22 protein-coding genes, 2 rRNA genes and 1 riboswitch are annotated in these 19,802 nt (G+C 50.2%); of the genes, 2 read left to right on the plus strand and 22 right to left on the minus strand.

What is annotated here, in order from left to right:
* Positions 1 to 16 precede the first annotated feature (16 nt).
* The 9 genes from ispE to RB298_RS01150 form a co-directional block, all read right to left on the minus strand.
* Positions 17 to 871, minus strand: coding sequence for a 4-(cytidine 5'-diphospho)-2-C-methyl-D-erythritol kinase (ispE, locus tag RB298_RS01110; RefSeq protein WP_096777323.1), 855 nt, complete (start codon positions 869 to 871; stop codon positions 17 to 19).
* A gap of 258 nt (positions 872 to 1,129) precedes the next feature.
* Positions 1,130 to 1,312, minus strand: coding sequence for a small, acid-soluble spore protein, alpha/beta type (locus RB298_RS01115; protein WP_009591920.1), 183 nt, complete (start codon positions 1,310 to 1,312; stop codon positions 1,130 to 1,132).
* Positions 1,313 to 1,542: 230 nt separating this feature from the next.
* A complete protein-coding gene (veg, locus tag RB298_RS01120; RefSeq protein WP_006207415.1) occupies positions 1,543 to 1,818 on the minus strand; it encodes a biofilm formation stimulator Veg in 276 nt (91 codons plus the stop codon).
* 290 nt (positions 1,819 to 2,108) lie between these two features.
* Complete coding sequence (yabG, locus tag RB298_RS01125; protein ID WP_012818311.1) at positions 2,109 to 3,011, minus strand: sporulation peptidase YabG; 903 nt, start codon at positions 3,009 to 3,011, stop codon at positions 2,109 to 2,111.
* 115 nt (positions 3,012 to 3,126) lie between these two features.
* Positions 3,127 to 4,011, minus strand: a complete 885-nt coding sequence (gene rsmA, locus RB298_RS01130) for a 16S rRNA (adenine(1518)-N(6)/adenine(1519)-N(6))-dimethyltransferase RsmA (RefSeq protein ID WP_192570146.1) — start codon at positions 4,009 to 4,011, stop codon at positions 3,127 to 3,129.
* Between the two features lie 3 nt (positions 4,012 to 4,014).
* Positions 4,015 to 4,560, minus strand: a complete 546-nt coding sequence (gene rnmV, locus RB298_RS01135; RefSeq protein WP_277747440.1) for a ribonuclease M5 — start codon at positions 4,558 to 4,560, stop codon at positions 4,015 to 4,017.
* A gap of 186 nt (positions 4,561 to 4,746) precedes the next feature.
* A complete protein-coding gene (locus RB298_RS01140; protein ID WP_277747439.1) occupies positions 4,747 to 5,934 on the minus strand; it encodes a resuscitation-promoting factor in 1,188 nt (395 codons plus the stop codon).
* 269 nt (positions 5,935 to 6,203) lie between these two features.
* A riboswitch (cyclic di-AMP (ydaO/yuaA leader) is annotated at positions 6,204 to 6,418 on the minus strand.
* Between the two features lie 205 nt (positions 6,419 to 6,623).
* Positions 6,624 to 7,388, minus strand: a complete 765-nt coding sequence (locus tag RB298_RS01145) for a TatD family hydrolase (RefSeq protein WP_192572725.1) — start codon at positions 7,386 to 7,388, stop codon at positions 6,624 to 6,626.
* A 96-nt stretch (positions 7,389 to 7,484) separates the two neighbouring features.
* Positions 7,485 to 8,774, minus strand: a complete 1,290-nt coding sequence (locus RB298_RS01150) for an HD domain-containing protein (RefSeq protein ID WP_486045358.1) — start codon at positions 8,772 to 8,774, stop codon at positions 7,485 to 7,487.
* A 323-nt stretch (positions 8,775 to 9,097) separates the two neighbouring features.
* On the opposite strand from RB298_RS01150, the gene RB298_RS01155 reads away from it, so the two are divergent.
* Positions 9,098 to 9,352 (plus strand): AbrB/MazE/SpoVT family DNA-binding domain-containing protein, encoded by a 255-nt coding sequence (locus RB298_RS01155; RefSeq protein WP_006207408.1) that lies wholly within the window; start codon positions 9,098 to 9,100, stop codon positions 9,350 to 9,352.
* A gap of 265 nt (positions 9,353 to 9,617) precedes the next feature.
* Here RB298_RS01155 and rsmI read toward each other — a convergent pair whose 3' ends face one another.
* The 10 genes from rsmI to RB298_RS01205 form a co-directional block, all read right to left on the minus strand.
* Entirely contained in the window at positions 9,618 to 10,511 is an 894-nt protein-coding gene (gene rsmI, locus RB298_RS01160) for a 16S rRNA (cytidine(1402)-2'-O)-methyltransferase (RefSeq protein ID WP_012818305.1), read from the minus strand.
* Positions 10,508 to 11,275 (minus strand): tRNA1(Val) (adenine(37)-N6)-methyltransferase, encoded by a 768-nt coding sequence (locus RB298_RS01165; RefSeq protein ID WP_096777326.1) that lies wholly within the window; start codon positions 11,273 to 11,275, stop codon positions 10,508 to 10,510. The genes rsmI and RB298_RS01165 overlap by 4 nt, the downstream gene beginning before the upstream one ends.
* A gap of 203 nt (positions 11,276 to 11,478) precedes the next feature.
* Positions 11,479 to 11,847 (minus strand): DNA replication initiation control protein YabA, encoded by a 369-nt coding sequence (yabA, locus tag RB298_RS01170; protein WP_009591928.1) that lies wholly within the window; start codon positions 11,845 to 11,847, stop codon positions 11,479 to 11,481.
* A gap of 32 nt (positions 11,848 to 11,879) precedes the next feature.
* Positions 11,880 to 12,680, minus strand: a complete 801-nt coding sequence (locus RB298_RS01175) for a PSP1 domain-containing protein (protein ID WP_009591910.1) — start codon at positions 12,678 to 12,680, stop codon at positions 11,880 to 11,882.
* A gap of 56 nt (positions 12,681 to 12,736) precedes the next feature.
* The gene (gene holB / locus RB298_RS01180) at positions 12,737 to 13,723 is read right to left on the minus strand and encodes a DNA polymerase III subunit delta' (RefSeq protein ID WP_096777327.1); all 987 of its coding nucleotides are present in this window, start codon (positions 13,721 to 13,723) and stop codon (positions 12,737 to 12,739) included.
* A gap of 83 nt (positions 13,724 to 13,806) precedes the next feature.
* Complete coding sequence (locus RB298_RS01185; protein WP_009591907.1) at positions 13,807 to 14,250, minus strand: YaaR family protein; 444 nt, start codon at positions 14,248 to 14,250, stop codon at positions 13,807 to 13,809.
* A 338-nt stretch (positions 14,251 to 14,588) separates the two neighbouring features.
* Positions 14,589 to 14,918 (minus strand): cyclic-di-AMP receptor, encoded by a 330-nt coding sequence (locus RB298_RS01190; protein ID WP_006207400.1) that lies wholly within the window; start codon positions 14,916 to 14,918, stop codon positions 14,589 to 14,591.
* A 65-nt stretch (positions 14,919 to 14,983) separates the two neighbouring features.
* Positions 14,984 to 15,628, minus strand: coding sequence for a dTMP kinase (gene tmk, locus RB298_RS01195; protein ID WP_012818301.1), 645 nt, complete (start codon positions 15,626 to 15,628; stop codon positions 14,984 to 14,986).
* 78 nt (positions 15,629 to 15,706) lie between these two features.
* Positions 15,707 to 17,374 carry an aminotransferase class I/II-fold pyridoxal phosphate-dependent enzyme gene (locus RB298_RS01200; protein ID WP_486045363.1) on the minus strand — a complete coding sequence of 556 codons (1,668 nt, stop codon included), beginning with the start codon at positions 17,372 to 17,374 and terminating at the stop codon, positions 15,707 to 15,709.
* Between the two features lie 139 nt (positions 17,375 to 17,513).
* Positions 17,514 to 17,699 carry a sigma factor G inhibitor Gin gene (locus RB298_RS01205; RefSeq protein ID WP_006207397.1) on the minus strand — a complete coding sequence of 62 codons (186 nt, stop codon included), beginning with the start codon at positions 17,697 to 17,699 and terminating at the stop codon, positions 17,514 to 17,516.
* Positions 17,700 to 17,932: 233 nt separating this feature from the next.
* Here RB298_RS01205 and RB298_RS01210 point away from each other — a divergent pair, with 233 nt between their 5' ends.
* Positions 17,933 to 18,454: a hypothetical protein gene (locus RB298_RS01210; protein WP_192570152.1), complete on the plus strand. Its 522-nt coding sequence runs from the start codon at positions 17,933 to 17,935 to the stop codon at positions 18,452 to 18,454.
* 98 nt (positions 18,455 to 18,552) lie between these two features.
* Here RB298_RS01210 and RB298_RS01215 read toward each other — a convergent pair whose 3' ends face one another.
* From RB298_RS01215 to RB298_RS01225, 3 genes are all read right to left on the minus strand, one after another.
* Positions 18,553 to 18,990, minus strand: coding sequence for a hypothetical protein (locus RB298_RS01215; RefSeq protein ID WP_012818298.1), 438 nt, complete (start codon positions 18,988 to 18,990; stop codon positions 18,553 to 18,555).
* Between the two features lie 343 nt (positions 18,991 to 19,333).
* A 5S ribosomal RNA gene (rrf, locus tag RB298_RS01220) occupies positions 19,334 to 19,450 on the minus strand.
* A 214-nt stretch (positions 19,451 to 19,664) separates the two neighbouring features.
* A 23S ribosomal RNA gene (locus RB298_RS01225) occupies positions 19,665 to 19,802 on the minus strand; the annotation flags it as partial.

The raw sequence follows: 19,802 nt of genomic DNA on the forward strand, positions 1-19,802 counted from the left end.
TCAATTCCAACCGTTTCTAAGTGAGCAGGCGAACGGCATACACTTCCTTGCAGAAGCCCCGAAGGCCATTGTAAATCCGGGCCACCTTGGATTCCTTGGAGACCAGCCCGAAGACGGTAGGACCGCTGCCGGACATCAGCGCGCCGTCAGCGCCCAATTTCAGCATACCTTCCTTCAGCTGCTGAACTTCCGGGTGCATCTTCAAGGTGACTTCTTCAAGCACGTTGCCCAGCGACTGGCACATCTGCTGGAAGCTGCCCTGCGCCAGCGCGTCCACCATCCGCTCAGCCGAGGGATGGGACTGAATTTGCTCGCTGCGCAAGCGGCCATACACCTCCGCCGTCGACACATTGATCGGCGGCTTCGCCACGATCACCCAGCATTGCGGCGGATTCTGGATCGGCGTGAGGACTTCGCCGCGCCCCGTAGCCAATGCCGTGCCGCCGGTCACGCAGAACGGCACATCGGAGCCGAGCTCGGCTCCGAGGGCGAGCAGCTCCTGCTTAGGGATACCGAGCCCCCAGAGGCGGTTCAAGCCGCGCAGCGTTGCCGCCGCATCGCTGCTGCCTCCTGCGAGTCCCGCGGCAACGGGAATTTTTTTGTCCAGGTGGATATGTACACCCTTCTTCACGTCGTAGCGCTCTTTGATTAGTCTTGCTGCCTGAAAGGCCAAATTCTTCTCGTCCAGCGGTATGTATCCTGCCTGCGAGGTGATGATGATGGTGTCCCGCTTCTGTTCGGACATTTCGAGCCGATCGGCGAGGTCGATCATCGTCATGACCATCTCTACCTCATGAAAGCCGTCAGGACGTTTATGGAGTACATCCAGCATCAAATTGATTTTGGCCGGTGCTTTTTCGTATATTTTCAAGAACGTTCACCTATCCTTAGCTTTTCCCATATGCTTGAACTTAACATATTCGAGGAAAAACATCTAATGCCTCTATATTATCAAACTCAGGCTTTGAAGTCATGGGACCGTTTGATGACGTTTACGATGCACCGGCTTTAAGAAAAACGCCTATCGACGCGAATAACGTAAGCTGTTCCTGCGAGTCAGGAAGCTAAAGATGAAACAAACAGGGCCTTCCGCTTCATCGGAAGACCCTGCTGCGATGCGGCCATACTCTTACAGGTCGGATTTGCGGGCTGCCCGCTCGGCGAGCTCAATCGCCCGTTTTACCATGTTGCCGGCATCCTTGGCCTTAATGCCTCCCCAGCCCTCTTTTTCCACGGTGTCGTAGAATCCCAATTCTTTAGCCAATTCGGTCTTCAATTGATCGGACATGATGCTTCGTCTTCTTCTGCTCATCAATCCCGCCTCCTTGGAAAATGTATTGAGTATGGCATGAACAGCATCCTGCGCGCAGCGGCCTTCCATGGGCCTTACGCATGCTTAAGTCTCCGTCACCGCGTATAGAACGGCTGGGATAAGCTTCGCGCAGCTTTAGTATGCGTTCAACCCGTCCTTGTCATCCCTCCGGAAGGATGGCAACAAAAAACAGCCTCCCTGTAAGCGGAGACTGCTCTCATGACGTATCGTTATGACTTGATATAGGTGATTCGCATCTCGTTGTCGTCACCGGTGACCATGATCTCCACGGTTTCGGTCAAAATATCCGCATAACTGTAAGACACACGTTTAAAAGTTTGCTGGTCTTGGTCCAGCTTCACAATGAAAACAGAAGGGTACGTTTCTTCCAAAACACCAGTACGCTCGACGGTCTTCCGACGGCCACCGTTTGCCCGAAGCGTAATTTTTTGCCCTAAATGGGCATCGAGACTGCGTTTGATTTCCAACAGCGCATTTTTAGCCATTGTCGACGACCACCTCTTTCCTTGTCCATTATACCGAAGATTACATCATTTGTCAATTCAAAAACATTAATTATATCAGCATCAAAAATATATTGTCAATGTATTTTTTTTGACCCTGCCATTCTCGCGCTCATTTGCTTTAATATGCGCTAAATTGACAAGCTTTATGTATTCTTTTTGACAACTTTCTTAACGAATGGAAAGGAAAAATAAAAAAACCCCAGCGAGTGGGGTTCTTCTTGGTTCATTTTCCAGCGGTTATTGGACCTCTGATCGAACGGATTAGGCGCCTAACTGACTGAAGGCGTAACCTTCAAGGTGGACAAATCCTGCAGCTTGGGCAGACCGATCCGGTAGCTGCCTCTCGTCTCAATTCCGCCTACGCCCTGGCTGCCGCTGATCGTATGATGGACCACGTCATGGATGTTCACGGTATCCCGGACCGACGTATAGGCCGCTTTAGCGGCGACGTAAACGGGATCCAGCGCATGGATGAGGATTCGCCCCGGCGAGCTGGCAAAATTGGCTCCAGCCTGCAGCAGCGCCTCAAAATGCGATTGGCACGCTCCGGCCACGATGACCAGGGAATCCAGGTTCCGCTCATATTGACGCGCCACCTGAATCGCCGTGACGAAGTTGTGGGAATTCTTATAGCTGTCCAGGCTATATAAATCGTATGGCTGACGTCTCTTCAGAACCCCATCATGCCCCGTGATCACAACGATATCAGGTCTTACCCGCGGAAGAAGACGATATAATGAATCGGCCATCCCCGACTCATTGATATAATGGCCTTCCGCTGGGACCCGAAGCTGGTTGTACAAGGTCATGCTCTTCTTCAGATATTGGGGATCTCCATCCAAATGCAGCACCTTGCCCGGCACGTCAAAGTATCCTTTATCCGCAAGCTGGCCGCCTTCAGTATGCCGCAGGCTGGCCAGTTGACGCTCGCTCTGCTCCTGTCTTTGCTTCTGCAGGCGGTCCAGCGATTCATTGGCTTTGATCTGCGCCTGCTTTGTTCGTTCGCTTAAGGTGGGATGCGGGACCGTAACCAGATCATCAACGGGAGCATCGGCCAGTAACCGGAATTCCGTCCCTTTGATGACGATATTGTTATTTTGCCGCATGCCTTCTACCCGGAACGTTACATCGCCGCCGTAGGATTTACGAACGACCAAGTCTCCCAAGTTCATCACAACATCACCCCTACCCTATGGTATGGGCTACTGTGACTATTGGTTCTTGTTCAGCGCCAATTTATCGCGCGGAGGCCATCCGTAAGCTCCAGAGACTCCCTGAACGGCTGCGTCAACGGATATTGGCGCCGAACAGCACGTTGCTAAGCCGCGCATACTCCTCAATGCTAAGCGTCTCTCCGCGCCGTGAAGGCTCGATCCCTGCTTCCTGCAGCAGCTGCTCCAGCCGTTCACGTCCCTCACCCGGGAAGAACCTGCTCTTCAAATTGTTGGCAATCGTCTTCCGTCGCTGTGCAAATGAAGCCTGGACCACCTCGAAGAAGAATCGTTCATCTTCCACGCGGACGGGCGGCTGTTCCCGGACCGCCAGGCGAATCACGGCCGACTCGACGTTCGGCTGCGGAATGAACACCGTGTGCGGCACGATGCAGACCAGCTTAGGCTCGCTGTAGTATTGAACGGCAATGCTGAGACTTCCGTAATCCTTGCTTCCCGGTGCAGCGGCCATCCGTTCGGCCACTTCCTTCTGAATCATCACCACGATGTTCTCCAGCGGCAGCTTCTCCTCCAGCAGCTTCATGAGAATCGGCGTCGTCACGTAATACGGCAGATTGGCAACCACGCTTACCTTCGATACGTCCGCGAAATCCTGACGGAACAGCTCATGAAGATCCACCTTCAGCACATCCCCATGATGAACCCTCACGTTCCCGTAGGGTTCCAGGACTTCCCTTAGGATGGGAATCAGGCGCTGATCGATTTCGACCGCGGTGACGGTTCCTGCCGTCTGTGCCAGCTTCTCCGTCAGTGCACCGATGCCAGGTCCGATCTCGAGCGCGCCTTTATCTTCATCCAGTCCTGCAGCTTCCACGATTTTATACAAAATATTCTGATCGATGAGAAAGTTCTGGCCCAGACTCTTCTTGAAGGAGAATCCATGGCGCGAGATGATCTCCTTCGTCCGTCTTGGTGTTGATATATCCTCGATCCGACTCATTAGCTAAACGCCCCCTTCTTCCAGCTGTGCAAGTGCTGCCAGAAATTCTTCCCGCGATATTTGAAACATGGCCAATCGTTTATGGAACTGCTTGCTGTTGCAGTATCCGATGCCCAGCAGATTACCCATCGCCATCCGTCTTGCCGCAGCCTCCGGGTGAGCCGATAATCCTGCCTCCAGCATATCCTCCAAACTGATCAGGCTCTCTGCACCCTCAAAAGACGTGTGGACCCGCTCCAGCGCGCGCCGGATCGCCTCTGGCGAGGCATTCTCCACGCCGATATCCCCTTTCCGGGTAGCATCCGCTTCCGGAATGAAGGCGTGCTTGCAGCCGGGTACGCCCTGATCCACGATTTTGCGGATTCGTTCACCCGCATGGTCAGGATCCGTCAATATGATAACGCCTCTGCGCTCCTGGGCAAGCGCTATGCGCTTCAGGATTTGTTTGTTGATCGCTGAACCGCCGGTTTCGATCGTGTCGGCTTCCACGGCCCGTTTAATGGCAACGGTATCGTCCCTGCCTTCCACGACAATCACTTCTTTAATCATGCGTTCGTTCTCTTCCTTCCCAAGCAGAGCAGGCCTGTACAACGTTAAGGCTCAACCCGTTTAGCCTTGATTACTCCGGTCTTAACAAAACAAAAGAAGAGGAAATATTCCCTCTTCTTGATCATCATATATTATAAGCTAAATAGTATAGCATTAGAATGGCAAAGTAAATTGGAATTCATGCGTCTAGTTCAATTCAGGTTTAACCGGACCGATCACGTAAACGGTGCGGCCGCTCTTCCGGCCGAAATTCATGGCCGATTTCAACGAATCGTAATAGACATCGATTTTGTTTCCTTTGATGGCGCCGCCCGTATCTTCAGCACGGCGGAAGCCGATGCCTTCGATGTAAACCCACCATCCGATCGGGATGATATTAGGATCAACGGCGATGGTGCGACCTTCCGTAACGCGTGTGCCGGATGCGGTACGCGTACCGATTCCTTGCTGTTCGGCGGAATACGCGGTCATCGACACGTTGTTCAATACCTTCTTGTATTTAAAATCAACGCCTGCGCGGGAAACCACGTTGTTCTCCACAGCCTTGGCGGTCGTTACTTTTTTCGTGCCGGACAATTTAGCCGGTGTAGCTTTTACATCGGTGGCTGCCGCCTGGACGATAACAGGCTTCTCCACTTTTTTCGTGCCTACGGCAATGATTTTATCCTTCGTTCTGCGTTCGATTTGTTGGGAGACCTTCGTCTTGGAAACCAGCTTGCCATTGTGGTAGACCTTCTCGTAATGGTTCACCATAAGACCAGACTCGCCCCGCTGAATGACGCGGTTATCGCCCTTTTCAAGCGATGGATCGGCCGTCTTGATCACGCGGAATTCGCGGTCTTCCGTTTCCTTAACTTTTTGCTTCGTGACGCGAACGACATGGATATTCATATTGCTGGTCAGCTTCGTGTCTTGCGACGGTTGTACTATATCTTCACCCTGGATCGTAACGCCAGCCTCTTTGAGTACATGATCAACTGTATCCTGGGATGTAAATATGGTTTTGGTTTTGCTGCCTACCGTAACGTTGACTGGAATAGCTCTGTCAATAATAATTCGGTCTCCGTCCCGGATTGCGCCGTTCAGGGGCATCGAAATTTGATCTTGGGGACTCAACGTGATCGCTTGCTCATCCAGCAATTCCTGCAGCAACGATCCACGTGTTTCCACCGTAGTGACCCGGCCGTCGACGACAAGCTGAACTTCCTTGCCTGCCTGGTCATGTACAACCAACGATATGAGAAGTGATACCGTAACGGCACCCATGGCGCCGAGCAACATCAGTTGACGCAAATTGTCATGCTTCCATCTCAATGCGTAAGACATGCTGGATGATTGTGATTCATGGGTTTCTTCAGGTTGAAAAATGCCCACTATTCCATCCTCCTTCATAGTCCCGCCGTCTAGGTAAACGCATGAATGCATTTGACGTGACTATAGCAATTTTTCTCACAGGGCGCCCTGCTATCTATCTACACCCTGCGTCAATTCCCGTCTTCCGTCCATCTGCCATCACCTCCTGTTTACCAAGAGTATGATGGACCCGTCTCCATTATTCAAAAATAAAAGAAGCCATTGAAAGAGTACTAGAGGCTCTAACGTGGCTTCCTGATGAATGAAATCATGGAAATGGTATGCACGAGATTTCCCCTCTTATTTCGCTTACGGAGTTAGCTGTCGGGTTCGGACGTAAGAGAGACGCCCTATATCCGGATGCGCGCTCATGGCGAGATCCTTCAAATTCACCCCAAAGACCCGAAAAAGAAATCAAATACAGCTTCGTGCATCCAGACCAGTATGCACCGCAGTATCGGTTCCCCCGTTCTCCAGAATTTCGGAGATTAAGCGAGACGGTTCATGAAATATTCGGCTGCGATCTGCACATCGCAGCTTCTTATCACTGAAAAGATGATATCCTGTTTGTATGCAGGTTGTAAAGCGACATTCAACCACATTTTCTCAAGTAAAAGGTTAAAATATTGTAATATCAACGCCTTTTCTGATTAAAAAACTTTAATTAATCGAAAATGCTCCCTTTTTCATGGCTTTTGCTCTTGTTTTCGTTAAATACCAAATCGTTCCAGCGCATTTTTGGTGGTAATTTGGGCCAATTCCTCATAGGACAACCCTCTAATTTCGGCCGCCGCCTCCGCCACCAATTTTACATATGCGGTCTCATTTCGTTTCCCGCGGAAGGGATGAGGTGTCAGGTAAGGCGCGTCCGTTTCGATCAATAATCGATCAAGCGGAACCTTTGCCAAAACCTCTTTGGGCTGCTTCGCATTCTTGAACGTTATCGGCCCCCCAAACGAGATATGGAATCCCATATCCAGGCACATTTTGGCCGTTTCCCAGCTTCCGGAGAAGGAATGCATGACACCGCCGACCTCGGAGGCTTTCTCCTCACGCAAAATGTTAACGATATCTTCATGCGCATCCCGGTTATGAATGACAATGGGCATGTTCAATTCCCGGGCAAGCCCGATCTGGCGCCGAAGCACGCGGTGCTGCACTTCCTTGGGGGACGTATCCCAATGATAGTCCAAGCCGATCTCCCCGATTGCCACCACTTTATCGTGACTGCATAAAGAGGCGATCCAATCCAGGTCCTGATCCTCCATGGTGATCGCATCTACAGGATGCCAGCCTACCGCTGCATATATAAAATCATAAGTCTCAGCCAGCTTCATCGTGGTCGGGATCGTCTCCCGGTTAAATCCGATATTGATCATCCGCGTAACGCCGGCTTCAAGCGCCCGCTGAATTGCAGCTTCCCGGTCTTCGTCGAATTGGGGAGCGTCCATATGAGTGTGCGTGTCGAACAGCATACTATCCACACTCTCCTTCCTGTCGTTTCTATGTCGTCTATTTTCCATTAGTTGGTTGAATGCAAGGGGATTAACGGTTGTCCTGTTTTGCCTGATTTAATGCTGTTGTTTGAAAACGTCGGCTATCGTCTCCGGCATTTGACCCAGGAGCGGGCCCACCTTCTCCTCCGGATAATAAAGATGGTACCGCCCTTTATGAATGCCGCTGATCGAGCGTACGATATCGGATACCTCCGAGATTTCCCTCAGCTCGTCATGCCGGTCCAGAAGGAGAATCTGTTTCTCGTTAAGCGGCATATCGGAATGAACCTTATCATAAGGAAGATCCGTTGGAAAATCAATCTCCAGGTCATATTCCGGATGCAGCCCCACCGCGCGGAACGCTTGGCGGATCCCGTCGATGGTTTCCAGATCGATGTTGTCGATTTCTACATATTTGTAGAGCTTTCGGTGCATGAAACGGCCGCATAATTCGCTAAGAAGCGGGTCTTCCTCCTCCGTCCATTGCAGAAAGGCCGTTTGAATCAAGGCTTCATCAAGACGCAGGTATTGTTTCACGCCGATACTCCCCGAAAACAACGCAGGCAGCGGTTCGATCATGAAACGGAAAGCATATCCACGGTCATGCAGCTCCTTGGCCCGGCGAAAGATTTGGCGCAGGATGATTTCGGAGCTTCGGGTGACGGGATGAAAATACACCTGCCAGTACATCTGATACCGCGACATGAGATAATCCTCCACCGCGTGCATGCCCGATTCCTTCACGACGACCCGATCGCGGTACGGCCGCAGCATCCGCAAGATTCGGTCGATATCAATCGTTCCATAATTGACTCCCGTATAGTAAGCATCCCTTAGCAAATAATCCATCCGGTCTGCATCCAGCGGACTAGTGACCAGATTCATGACAATCGGCTTATCGTAGGTTTTGTTAATAACGGAGGCGACCTTCTCGGGAAAATCGGAACCGAGCTCCTGAAGTACCCGATTGACGCAAGTATCTCCGAGCAGGATCCGGCATGTCCAATCCTCGTGGTTCATATGAAAAGCTTCTTCTATGGAATGCGAAAAGGGTCCATGCCCCACATCATGCAGCAGCGCCGCGCAGAGCGCAACTTGCCGTTCCTCGGCAGGCCAATCGGAATACCCTCTCCGTTCGAATTGAGAGATGATTCTTCTCGTAATTTCATAGACTCCAAGAGAATGGGAGAATCGGCTGTGCTCAGCTCCATGAAAGGTCAGGAAAGAAGTGCCCAACTGCCTGACCCGGCGAAGCCGCTGAAATTCCGGGGTATCGATTAACCGCCATATAATGTCGTCCTGCACATGAATGTAATTATGGACGGGGTCCTTAAACACTTTTTCTTCCGAAATGGGTGAATGCATTTCATCTCATCTCCTTCTCGTTCACGCTTTGGTTTTAGCCGATAAACACTTCTTTTGACATCTAATGTCGAACTGTGTCGAATAACGTAAAATCGCGCTTTCCAAATCGACAAATCCAAAATCGTCGTGAAAATTGGTTCGATTATGGTAATTCCGTTGCTATATAAGGCTTTTGTTCACTATACTTTCGTAAACAGGTTCCGATTTCTCAAAAATATAGGTTGACTGTTTTGGGAATCGTTGGTACTATAAATAACATAAAAACTAGAACTATGTCGAATTATGACTTTTTTAAATTATGGCGAGAGGGGCATTTATAAGTTATGATGAAATCAACAGGAATTGTAAGGAAAGTCGATGAGCTTGGACGGGTCGTCATTCCGATTGAGTTGCGCCGCACGCTCGGAATTGGTGAGAAAGATGCATTGGAGATTTATGTAGACGGCGAACGCATCATGCTTAAGAAATATGAGCCTGCGTGCATCTTCTGTGGTAACGCTGAGAACGTCACTTACTTCAAAGGTAAAATTGTTTGCCATGAATGTATCTCGGAAATCCCTACACCTGTGACAAATTAAGATTTTTAGTATATAATAGCATTATTACATTTTGTTAATTCTAACCTTTTTCATATCTCCTTGGTGCCTTCCTCGGCTATGAACCCGGCCGCAGGAGGGTCTTTTTTTGGGATTAAAGAATTATACGTTTTCAGTGAAGCGTATCCTTTCTTTAATCCCATTTATATGTTTTGGGGTCCCCGTAAAGTATTTGGAATAAGCATCGAAGCTTGGGTCCACTTTGTGGGGCTTTTTGTTTATCCCCCTTGGGCCAGGCAAGCCATATTCACGACTCCGTCAGGAGTGCGTTATAGATGTCCCTTTTCGATACGCCGCGATCACCCGCGGTTTTTTTCATGGCATCCTTGCGGCTTAGTCCTTCCCGCTCATAGTGCCCCACATGCTCCTCCAGCGAAAGCTCCTGCCACCAGGCATTTTTCTCTTTCTGCTCCTCTTCTGCACTGCCGGCTTCCACCACCAAACAATATTCGCCCAGCGGCGGATGCTCCGTGAGCCAGTCCAGGCATTCGGAAATGCTGCCGCGCACAAATTCCTCGTAGCGCTTGGTGAGCTCCCGTGCCAAGGTCACCTTCCGATTTCCCAGTACCTCCTGCAGGATCTCCAGCGTCTTCTTCACGCGATGCGGAGATTCATAAAATAATAACGTTCCCTGCGCCGATTGCAAAGCTTGCAGCTGTTGGACGATATCTTTGCGCTCCCGCGGCAAAAAACCGATAAACGTAAACCGTTCGGTCGGCAAACCCGACACGATTAAGGCGGATAACGCCGCATTGGCTCCCGGGATCGGAATGACCGAAATTCCTGCCTCAATCGCAAGCGAAACCAGATCACTGCCAGGGTCTGAAATCGCCGGCAGACCGGCATCGCTGACGAGTGCCACATTTTTTCCTTCTATTATATAACGTATGATTTCAGGACCGCTTGCCGCCTTATTATGCTCGTGATAACTAAACAGCGGTTTAGCCGGAATTTCGAAATGGGTCAGCAGCTTGCGTGACTGCCTCGTATCCTCTGCAGCGATAATATCGCATTCCTGCAGGATGCGTACGGCCCGGTACGTTATATCCTCTAAATTCCCGATCGGCGTTGCCACCAAATACAGCGAACCCGGACTTCCCGCTCCCCGGTCGGCATAACTCTGTTGCACAAGATTTCTCATTCTTTTGTCTCATCCTCATGTGTTCCATAGTAAATTTCCATAAAATCCGGTCCGTAATTCCCCTGCTCATCATACACAATCAGCGGTGGCTTCAGCCGAACCTCGGGCTTTCCGTCCCGAATGCCCTCGATCAGGACCATGTTGGCTTCCATCTTCACGCGCGGATGCACAAACCGGATGACCTTGGGCTCAATCCGGTATTTGCTCATCAGGGTGATAATCTCCGCCAGCCGCAGAGGCTTGTGAACCATGCTCATCTTCCCGCCTTGTTTGAGCAGCCTTGCACAGGACTCAATGACTTCTTCAAGCGTACAGTGAATTTCATGCCTCGCAATCGCCTGATGCTCATTCAGCTTCAAGTCGCTGCCATTCATCGGCATATAAGGCGGGTTGACCGTAATCAGGTCATACGCTCCATATCCTTTTTCCTTGTACAATTCCCGCAGATCGCCTTCATGGATCGTGATCTGGTCCTGAAGGTCATTCATCGCTACGCTCCGTCTGGCCATATCCGCAAGTCTGGGCTGAATTTCAATCCCCTCGATCGGCGCGCCTGTACGTGTCGACAGCAGAATGGGAATCACCCCGTTACCCGTGCACATATCCAGAATCCGGCCCCTGCGCGGTATGCTGGCAAACCTGGCAAGCAGGACCGCGTCCATGGAGAAGCTGAATACCTCTTCGCTTTGAATGATGCCGAGCTCATGGGTGAGCAGATCATCGATCCGCTCGGATGGTTGCAATAACACTTCTTTCAATTTCATGGTTTCAACCCTTTATCTCTATAATTCGTTATATCCCCGCTACTTTGGTGTGTAACTCTTTCCACCCTTGCCTGATGATATGAAATACGTAAATGGCTGCTCTTCACATTGCATGACAAGCAGCCATATGTCTCACTCGCGATCCTTACAGTATAACCTTTCGATTCTAGAAAAAAACCGTAGGCAGTTTCCCCTACGGCTTCTTATTTATTCAGAAAAGACAAGCAGAACAGGCAATCCCCTTCCGTCCGCAGATGTCCATAATAGACATTGCAAATGTGGAAGCCTTCATGATACAGCCGTGCCAGGTTATCATACCCCTCACCGACCACATCTTCATGTTCCTCATCCTTCACATGAGGCTGAGGTTGTAAAGCAACTGGGTTTTCCAATTCTGCCGGATTGACTTCCCTCTTTAAAATTTTCCGGAGCTGTTCATTTTCAAGACTGAGGCGATGGTTCTCTTCCAGCAGTTCCTTGATGACCAGCTTAAGTCCACCCAGTTCACTGTGTATATGTCCCATCTGTGTTTCCAACTCTTGAATGAGCACAAAAATGTTTTTCTTCTCCAAGTCTACACCCCGAAAATAAACATTCTATTGGACTATTTGATGACAACGTCATCCATTGGAAGTTCCTTGACCTTTCCAATTTCAAACAGCTGAACATGAACCGTCCGCTTATCCGCATTGAGCCCGACTACTTTGCCTTCTCCAAGCGAAGTAACGACCAGTTTCCCAGCGGATGGAAGCTCTTCTTTCACGCTTTCATAATTATCATGCTCAAACTTCAGGCAGCACATCAATCTTCCGCATAGCCCGGAAATTTTAGTCGGATTGAGCGATAGGCTTTGATCCTTTGCCATCTTGATCGATACCGGCTCAAAATCACCAAGCCATGAGGAACAGCACAGTACGCGTCCACAAGGTCCAAGACCGCCGAGCATTTTGGCTTCATCGCGAACTCCAATCTGGCGAAGTTCGATTCTTGTTCGGAATATGCTGGCCAGATCCTTAACCAGTTCACGGAAATCCACACGGCCTTCCGCCGTGAAGTAGAAAATGATTTTGTTTCGGTCAAAGGTAAATTCCACATCGACCAGCTTCATTTTCAGTTCGTGATCCCGAATTTTATTTAAACAGGTGGTGAATGCATCCTTCGCCGCTTGTTTGTTCTCTTCAACCACACGGGCATCGGAGTCACCAGCGATACGAATGACCTTCTTGAGGGGAAGGACAACGTCCGATTCACCTACCTCCTTCTTTCCTATCACAACTTGACCATACTCGATCCCTCTCGCGGTTTCCACAATTACGGATTGTTCCTTCTCCACTGGGAGGTCGAGCGGATCAAAGTAATATATTTTGCCCGCTTTCTTAAAGCGGACACCTACTACACTGTACAAAAATAAACCCCCTTGTGCCTGTACATATTGGCCATTCTTCGGGCCTGGGGGTGTGCTCACGCCGGAGTGTTACCGCCCAAACCCATCAATAACTGCTCTAAACTGAGCTGTCCATTGACATTATAGCGTAACTTCTTCTGACACTCTGCGGCCAAATCCATGTATGACACCCACTGTGCTGTGCTGCGGGCTGATGCATGACCAGAGATATACTCTGCCTGATCTATGAAAACGAGAGACTCTTTCCTTCCATACTGGACATGGATCATGTCCTTAAACCATAAATGAAACATACTGAACAATAAGTCCAGATGATCGGAGAGTTCGGTTTTGAACACTTTTTGACTCGCGGTGATCATCGCAGAGCCGCTGCGGTTCAAAGACTCCTTCCCTAATTGTAACACTACGTTTCTAATTTCTGCAAACCAATTCTCATTCAATATTTTCCTGCACTCGTCAAGCCCGGATGCCAGATGAACGGCACAGCGTACAAGCGCGGCAGGATAGCCCTCACCTACAAGGACCTTTTCCATCATCTGCGGATCGAGTGCCCGAAACGGGACTAACTGCGATCGCGATTGAATGGTGGGCAGAAGGGCTTGTCCATTCTCGGCAATCAGTATGGCGACGGCAGGCGCCTGCGGCTCCTCAAGAAATTTCAGCAGGCTGTTGGCTGCCTGCGTGGTCATCTTCTCCGCACGGTCAATAATATATACCTTGGGGTTCCGATTCTCCGATCGATAGGAGAATATCCGCTGAAGATCGCGGATCTGATCGATCTTGATGCTGGCCCCATCCGGCTCGACCATCGTCAGATCCGGATGGTTGCCGTGCTCCACCTTGCGGCATTCCAAACATTGCCCGCAAGCATCGTCTTCCCGTTCCGTACAAAACAATGCCTTGGCAAACGTAAGCGCCGTCTGCATCTGTCCGGCACCGTTCGGGCCGCTAAACAGATAGGCATGACTGACAGCATTACGGCGCAAGGCATTTTGCAGCAGTTGCTTCGCAGTCTCTTGACCTACGATATCGTTAAAAGACATATGTCCTCACCTTCTACCAATCCTTCATGATCCTCTATGACGGAACAGTCCATCATTTCAAGTAAACTTTCTTACGCTTGCGGCTAGAATACAAGATTGATCAGCATGCCCCGGATTTCCCCTACCTTGTTCAGCAGATCAATTCTCCCCTGTTCCGTATCCAGCAGCTCATCCGCCATCTCGAGCAGCGCCGAATCGACCTCATCGATTACGTTATAGCGCTTGCCGCGCCCCCGGCGGTCCCAGCCTCGCGTTTCCTTCATTTTTACGCCGCGACGAACCGTTTCTTCCAGGAAGCGGCGAACCATCAATTTATATGCCTTTAACTCCCGGACGGTCATTGCTTTGGCCAAACGATCCCCTTGCATTGCAATTTCACGCATTTGACGACTCAGCTCTTCATGGGTCGCACGTTCTCCCTGCTGCTGCATCATATCCGAGAACGATCGCTTCTGAATCGGTCTGGCGTTGCCATCCGGCACCGTGATTTCGCTTTTCATGGGCCGAAAGCCCGGATTGATCTTCACCTGAATCCACCGCCTATTGCGTTATTTGTTGCATCTAATAAAACGGAGGCATCTGGTACGTTCATATCGAACAACCTATGCCTCACGTGAACGTACCTTGAAATGGTTATCTTGTCAAGCGATTCGCCGACAATGATCGAAATACGGGGTGCTTGATCCGGAGTCCATCTACAATATCCATTTATGAAAGATCATCTCCCGATTGCAGCGATCTACGGTAACTATTTTTATTATGATACAGAAGTGGTTCAGAAGACTTTCAATACAGGAGAACACAGCCGTCAAATATCCCAATAAAAACATCCGTTACGTATCTATCGCAGATCTAGAGAATGAATTTAGAAATGCTCGAAACGTTCTACAGGGAGTACAAATACCGTTGCGCCGCCAACCTGCACTTCAACCGGAAGCGGCAAATAGGAATCGGTTGTACCGCTCATAGGGGTTACCGGAGTGACCAACTGTTCGCGGACCTTACAGCTTGTGCGAATGACGCTGAGCACACTTTCAACCTGTGAATCGTCTACCCCAATCATAAAGGTGGTGTTCCCCGCCTTCAGAAAGCCGCCCGTACTTGCAAGCTTTGTCGCCCGAAAGTTAGCTTTGACCAATGCGGCGGAGAGACGGTTGCTATCTTTATCCTGGACAATCGCAACAATCAATTTCATGGTAAACCCTCCTTGTTTATTTTGGGCATCGTATGCCCTTAACACTACTTATTTGACAAACAACCTCAAAAATCCTTTAATATCGCGTCTTCCAAGTGGCGATTCATTTCCCTTTCGACCTGCGCGGGCGTCTTGGAAGCATCCACGATGCGAATTCGATCCGGATTACGCTCTGCTACCAATAGATAGCCTTCCCTAACTTTCTCGTGAAATGTCAGGTTCTCCATATCCAGTCGATTCCATTCCCGTTCTGCATTCGCCGCGATCCTTGACAGGCCGATCCTCGGCTCGATATCGAATAACAGCGTCAGATCCGGCATCCGGGTATCAATGGCGAACTGATTGATGCTCCATACCTCTTCCATGCCCAATCCTCGCGCATACCCCTGGTAAACCAGGCTGCTGTCCACGAATCGGTCGCATAGGACGGTCAAACCCTGCCTTAATGCCGGCTCCACCTTCTCCACAAGATGCTGGCGGCGGGCTGCCGCGTATAACAATGCTTCTGTGCGTGCATCCATCGCGGTGTGCTCCGGATCCAGAATAATGGAGCGGATCTTCTCGGCGATGTCTATGCCTCCGGGCTCGCGGGTAATCAGATACGGGATCGAATGATTCTGCATAAAGGCGGCGAGTCTGCCCATCATGGTCGTTTTACCGGAACCTTCTCCTCCTTCTACGGTAATAAATAGTGGTCTGCGATTATTCATAGCGTATCCTGCTTTCATCATTTGTTGATCATATGCCCCAAGTTTTACGTACCGGCGCATAACGGAGGTTTCCATCCTTTACGTTTCCTTGTAAACGACAATGGTTTGCAGCGTGGGATCGGTTATTCCTTGACACTTGGCCCCGGCCATCCTCAATGCCAGCATTCTCTGTTCCATTTCTGCTGTTATGTCTTCGCCGGGGTATAATATCGGAATGCCTGGCGGATACGGAATAACCATCTCTGCCGCCTTTCGCCCGGCGCTCTTTGCTAGCGGCACCGATTCCAATCGCTCCTTGTCAATCGGCTTAAGCGAGAAAGGGACTGGAGCTGAATATGGAGCCTGTCGCAGCAAATTGTTCCACGTGGAAACATCGGAGACCGAACTTTCTTCAGTTAACAAGTTAGCATCGACATTGAAGTGAGAAGAGCCCTCATTCAAGTGGATCCCCGGCCGCTCGTACCTCGCGAAATCCCCCTGTTCCCGCAATTTCCGGATCAGTAATTCCGTATCTTCCGCAGCAGTGCCTGGTTCCATTCCGGTCTCATCTGTCTTCTCCCCCTGCTCTACAATATGCACAAGAGCCCATAAGACGTGATTCGCATCTTCGCGGGTCGATCCCAATGTAAACAATAAGACGACGCGCAGTTCGTCACTCATCTCCGGCACGCAGCCGCGCGCTTCCAGTGCGCGCTGTAGTGCATACCCGCTAAGGGCCCCGGTGCGGTCATAAATGACCGCCTTGAACGGGTCCTGGCGGGTGTACGCCGCGGCGGCTGTGCCCGCGGCGCCTTCCATGGGCTGCGGCGGCTGCAGCAGCCCGAAGCGCGGCAACTTCGCGAGGCCGCGCCGGAAGGCATCCACGGCGGCTAGGCCAGCCGTGAAGGCGCCTGCGCCCTGCGTGTGCAGCAGGCGCCGTGCCAGATCCAGCGAAGCCATGAGCGGGTACGAGGGGCTGGAGCTTTGCACCATCGCCAGCCGCTGGCGCAGCAGGCTTCGGTCGAGCAGCCCGCCCTGTACATGCAGCATGGCTCCCATCGTCATTGCGGCTAACATCTTGTGCGTGGATTGGACCACGCCGTCCGCGCCGCATGACAAAGCATTCATCGGCAGCTGTGGATGCTGCCCGTAATGCGCTCCGTGCGCTTCGTCCACCAGCAGCGGCACTCCGCGCTTATGGCAGGCCTCCGCCAGCGGCCTTATGTCGCTCCCCATCCCGTAATAGTTCGGCATCGTGATGATCGCTCCCTTGGCCTCAGGGAAGGCCTCAAGAGCCGCTGTCAGCGTAGCTTCTGATGGGGCAACGGCTAAACCGCTCTGCTTGTCCAGCTCCGGCTGAAGAAACACCGCCCTTGCACCAGCCAGCATCAATCCGTTCAACACGGACTTATGTACGTTCCGCTGCACCAGCACGAGATCGCCCGGCTCACGGCATACCGTCAGGATCAGCGCCAGATTGCCGGCCGTGCTTCCGCCCACCAGAAAAAAGCTTTCTTCGGCGCCAAAACAATCGGCAGCCAGCTCCTGCGCTTCCTGAATCACGCCTTCCGGATGAAATAAATCATCGGTTCCGGTGATTTCCGTCACATCGATGCGCATCGCCTCTCGCAGCATCTCCGCTGCGTCACCTTCTGCCCCGTATGCCCTGCCGTTCTTATGGCCGGGTACATGAAAAGATGAAGCCCCGCGTTCCCGGTATAACCTTAAAGCTTCAGTAAGTGGGGCACGCTCTCTATGTGTAGTCATCGACATATCCCTTCGGATTACATTCTCTAACCTATTTTAACGCAAATTGAAACCTACGCCTACGTTTCCATGCCCTGAAAATCCTCTCTAAACAAAAAAAGGCCCTTACTTCAGGCCCATTTAACACGCGTACCCGCGCCTATGCATTCTTCGGCATCGCAATCTGTTTTAATTGACGGATAAAAAAATGATATTTGGCATCTTCCGCACTGGTATGGACGATTTCCGATTCACATTCCTCGCATACGAATTGCGATACAATGGTGATTCCATCGGTCTTCGACTGATTGCATATGATACACACGTGTTCGGTCAATTCTTCCATAACCATCCCACCTTGATCCTTTTCCTATTAGTATGACACAGTTTCTATTATTTTAAACCTTTTCATAGGATATCTTTCTACGCTTTATTTATATGTACCCCTTGATGGCCTTGTGTCTGTACCTTTTTTTTCAGCTTAATAAAAATATGATTTTGTCCGATAAAAACATAAAAGACTAAAACTTCTCGTCTATCGAAATTTATCTTCTATTTAAAGGGGGACGGCATAGCCCAATGGCAGATCCACACGGTCAAGCCACCTTTTATCACTACCGCTTAATCAAGAAAATCCAGTTTTCCAAAAGCTTGCTCATCCTCTACTTAAGTCTGCCTTGGCTTGCTGCAGCTGCAGGGACCCTATGGGTGTCTCCGTACATTCTGCTCTATATGCTCATCGCTTTTCCGCTTATGTTATGGATCCAGTACGTTATCGGTCATACCGTGCTTGTCCTTCTGGGAACAGGCTATCGGAAGCGCTGGCGCTTCAGGCTGAGGCTGCCTTGGCTTGGTTATATCCCAGATCAACATGTCAGCCGTCGCGTATTCATGTTGGTGCAGTTCTATACCTGTTGGGTAGGGATAGTCTTAAGCGCTATCATGGCCTTCTGGTCATCGCTGCCGTTTGCCATTGCGATTGTGTTCTGGCATCTATGGCTGCTTCTTCCGCGAGCTTATACCATGCTGCGCCTGAGCGGTCAGCGCAAAGACGGGATGTTAAAAATGAATGAGCAGGATATCTCATACTACCAGCAATAAAGTAAAGGATTTTTCGTGTTTGAATTTATTACATAGCATTGTAACCATATTCTCTTGTACATGAAATAAAGACCTCATTCCGAAGCCGGAAGAGGTCTTTATTCATTCGCTTTATTGCTTTCCAATCCTTGTATGACTTGTTTCTTAAGCTGAGTAGGAACCGTGATTATGAGAAAATCGTCTTGCACCGACAGGTGGACGATACTTTTACCTTTTTCAAACACTAACGAAGACCCGTTGTCTTCAACTTCCTTCTGCTTCCATCCCCAGGACTCGATTTCATCCAAGTAAGGCTCAGGAATACTGTCGTCTTCCTTCAAGCCTGGAAGCGCATAGCGTACATAATCCAAGTCACTATTGCCTGTCGTCTGCTCCGTTTTATTCGCTTCCTTCGGAACCGGGAATGATTTCACATTCGCTGCCCCGTCAAAGGATTTCCAGCTTGGTTCCGTGGATGCCCCGCATCCGGATCCGATTAACAGTATCGTACCCGCACAGATCATTCCTGCCACATGCAGACCACTTTTACGCAACATGTCATTGTCCTCCTTCCCCCACAATAACCGGTCTCCAGATGAGTATTCATAGTTGGTTGGTTAATGGAGAACCTTCCAATCAGGCCTTCATTCCTATAGCCTGCGTAAATCGGTAAACACTTACCCGATTATGCCTAATTCTATTATACTGATTTTCGGCGTGGTATCGGTAACAAAATCTTCATCTGTTTACGTCAATTTTATGATCATGTTATATAACAGAAAAGCCGCTGGCACTTACGTTTGGTGCTATTTTAAGCGTTGGACCTCTTAATACGGCAAAGCATCAAAAGTCCCATAAACAAATAAAAACCACCATCGATTACATCGACAGTGGTTTTTCGCTTGGCGACGTCCTACTCTCCCGGGACCCTTCGGTCCAAGTACCATCGGCGCTGGAAGGCTTAACGGTCGTGTTCGGTATGGGAACGCGTGGAACCCTTCCGCCATCGCCACCAAACGTATATTCAGGATACGGCATCGCCAAATGCCGTGACCATCCTCCTTGCAAGCATAGCTTGTACACTTACAATTCAGTTTTGATCACCTGAAAACTAGATACGAAACGATATTTGCAGCACATTAGAATCCGTAGCATTCACCCGATGTGGTATCGGGGTCCCCGAAAAGTATTCGGCATCCGCTTCAAAGCTTTGCTTCACTTTTTGGTGATTTTGGATAAGCCCTCGACCGATTAGTATTGGTCAGCTCCATGCATTGCTGCACTTCCACCTCCAACCTATCTACCTCGTCGTCTTCAAGGGGTCTTACATACTGGGAAATCTCATCTTGAGGGGGGCTTCACGCTTAGA

The sequence above is a fragment of the Priestia sp. BR_2 genome (genome assembly GCF_041954005.1).
Taxonomy (GTDB): domain Bacteria; phylum Bacillota; class Bacilli; order Paenibacillales; family Paenibacillaceae; genus Paenibacillus_AQ; species Paenibacillus_AQ lautus_A.

Bases quoted from the DNA above. Each gene is read 5' to 3' on its own strand.
- yabG (WP_012818311.1), bottom strand. From the start codon at position 3,011: ATGAACTTGGGAGACTTGGTCGTTCGTAAATCCTACGGCGGCGATGTA.
- RB298_RS01215 (WP_012818298.1), bottom strand. From the start codon at position 18,990: ATGTTGCGTAAAAGTGGTCTGCATGTGGCAGGAATGATCTGTGCGGGT.
- rsmA (WP_192570146.1), bottom strand. From the start codon at position 4,011: ATGAGTCGGATCGAGGATATATCAACACCAAGACGGACGAAGGAGATC.
- tmk (WP_012818301.1), bottom strand. From the start codon at position 15,628: ATGAATAATCGCAGACCACTATTTATTACCGTAGAAGGAGGAGAAGGT.
- RB298_RS01190 (WP_006207400.1), bottom strand. From the start codon at position 14,918: ATGAAATTGATTGTTGCGATTGTCCAGGATAAAGATAGCAACCGTCTC.
- holB (WP_096777327.1), bottom strand. From the start codon at position 13,723: ATGTCTTTTAACGATATCGTAGGTCAAGAGACTGCGAAGCAACTGCTG.
- veg (WP_006207415.1), bottom strand. From the start codon at position 1,818: ATGGCTAAAAATGCGCTGTTGGAAATCAAACGCAGTCTCGATGCCCAT.
- RB298_RS01210 (WP_192570152.1), top strand. From the start codon at position 17,933: ATGGCAGATCCACACGGTCAAGCCACCTTTTATCACTACCGCTTAATC.
- RB298_RS01145 (WP_192572725.1), bottom strand. From the start codon at position 7,388: ATGCTGTTCGACACGCACACTCATATGGACGCTCCCCAATTCGACGAA.
- rnmV (WP_277747440.1), bottom strand. From the start codon at position 4,560: ATGATTAAAGAAGTGATTGTCGTGGAAGGCAGGGACGATACCGTTGCC.
- rsmI (WP_012818305.1), bottom strand. From the start codon at position 10,511: ATGAGAAATCTTGTGCAACAGAGTTATGCCGACCGGGGAGCGGGAAGT.
- RB298_RS01115 (WP_009591920.1), bottom strand. From the start codon at position 1,312: ATGAGCAGAAGAAGACGAAGCATCATGTCCGATCAATTGAAGACCGAA.
- RB298_RS01205 (WP_006207397.1), bottom strand. From the start codon at position 17,699: ATGGAAGAATTGACCGAACACGTGTGTATCATATGCAATCAGTCGAAG.
- RB298_RS01200 (WP_486045363.1), bottom strand. From the start codon at position 17,374: ATGACTACACATAGAGAGCGTGCCCCACTTACTGAAGCTTTAAGGTTA.
- RB298_RS01165 (WP_096777326.1), bottom strand. From the start codon at position 11,275: ATGAAATTGAAAGAAGTGTTATTGCAACCATCCGAGCGGATCGATGAT.
- RB298_RS01150 (WP_486045358.1), bottom strand. From the start codon at position 8,774: ATGCATTCACCCATTTCGGAAGAAAAAGTGTTTAAGGACCCCGTCCAT.
- RB298_RS01155 (WP_006207408.1), top strand. From the start codon at position 9,098: ATGATGAAATCAACAGGAATTGTAAGGAAAGTCGATGAGCTTGGACGG.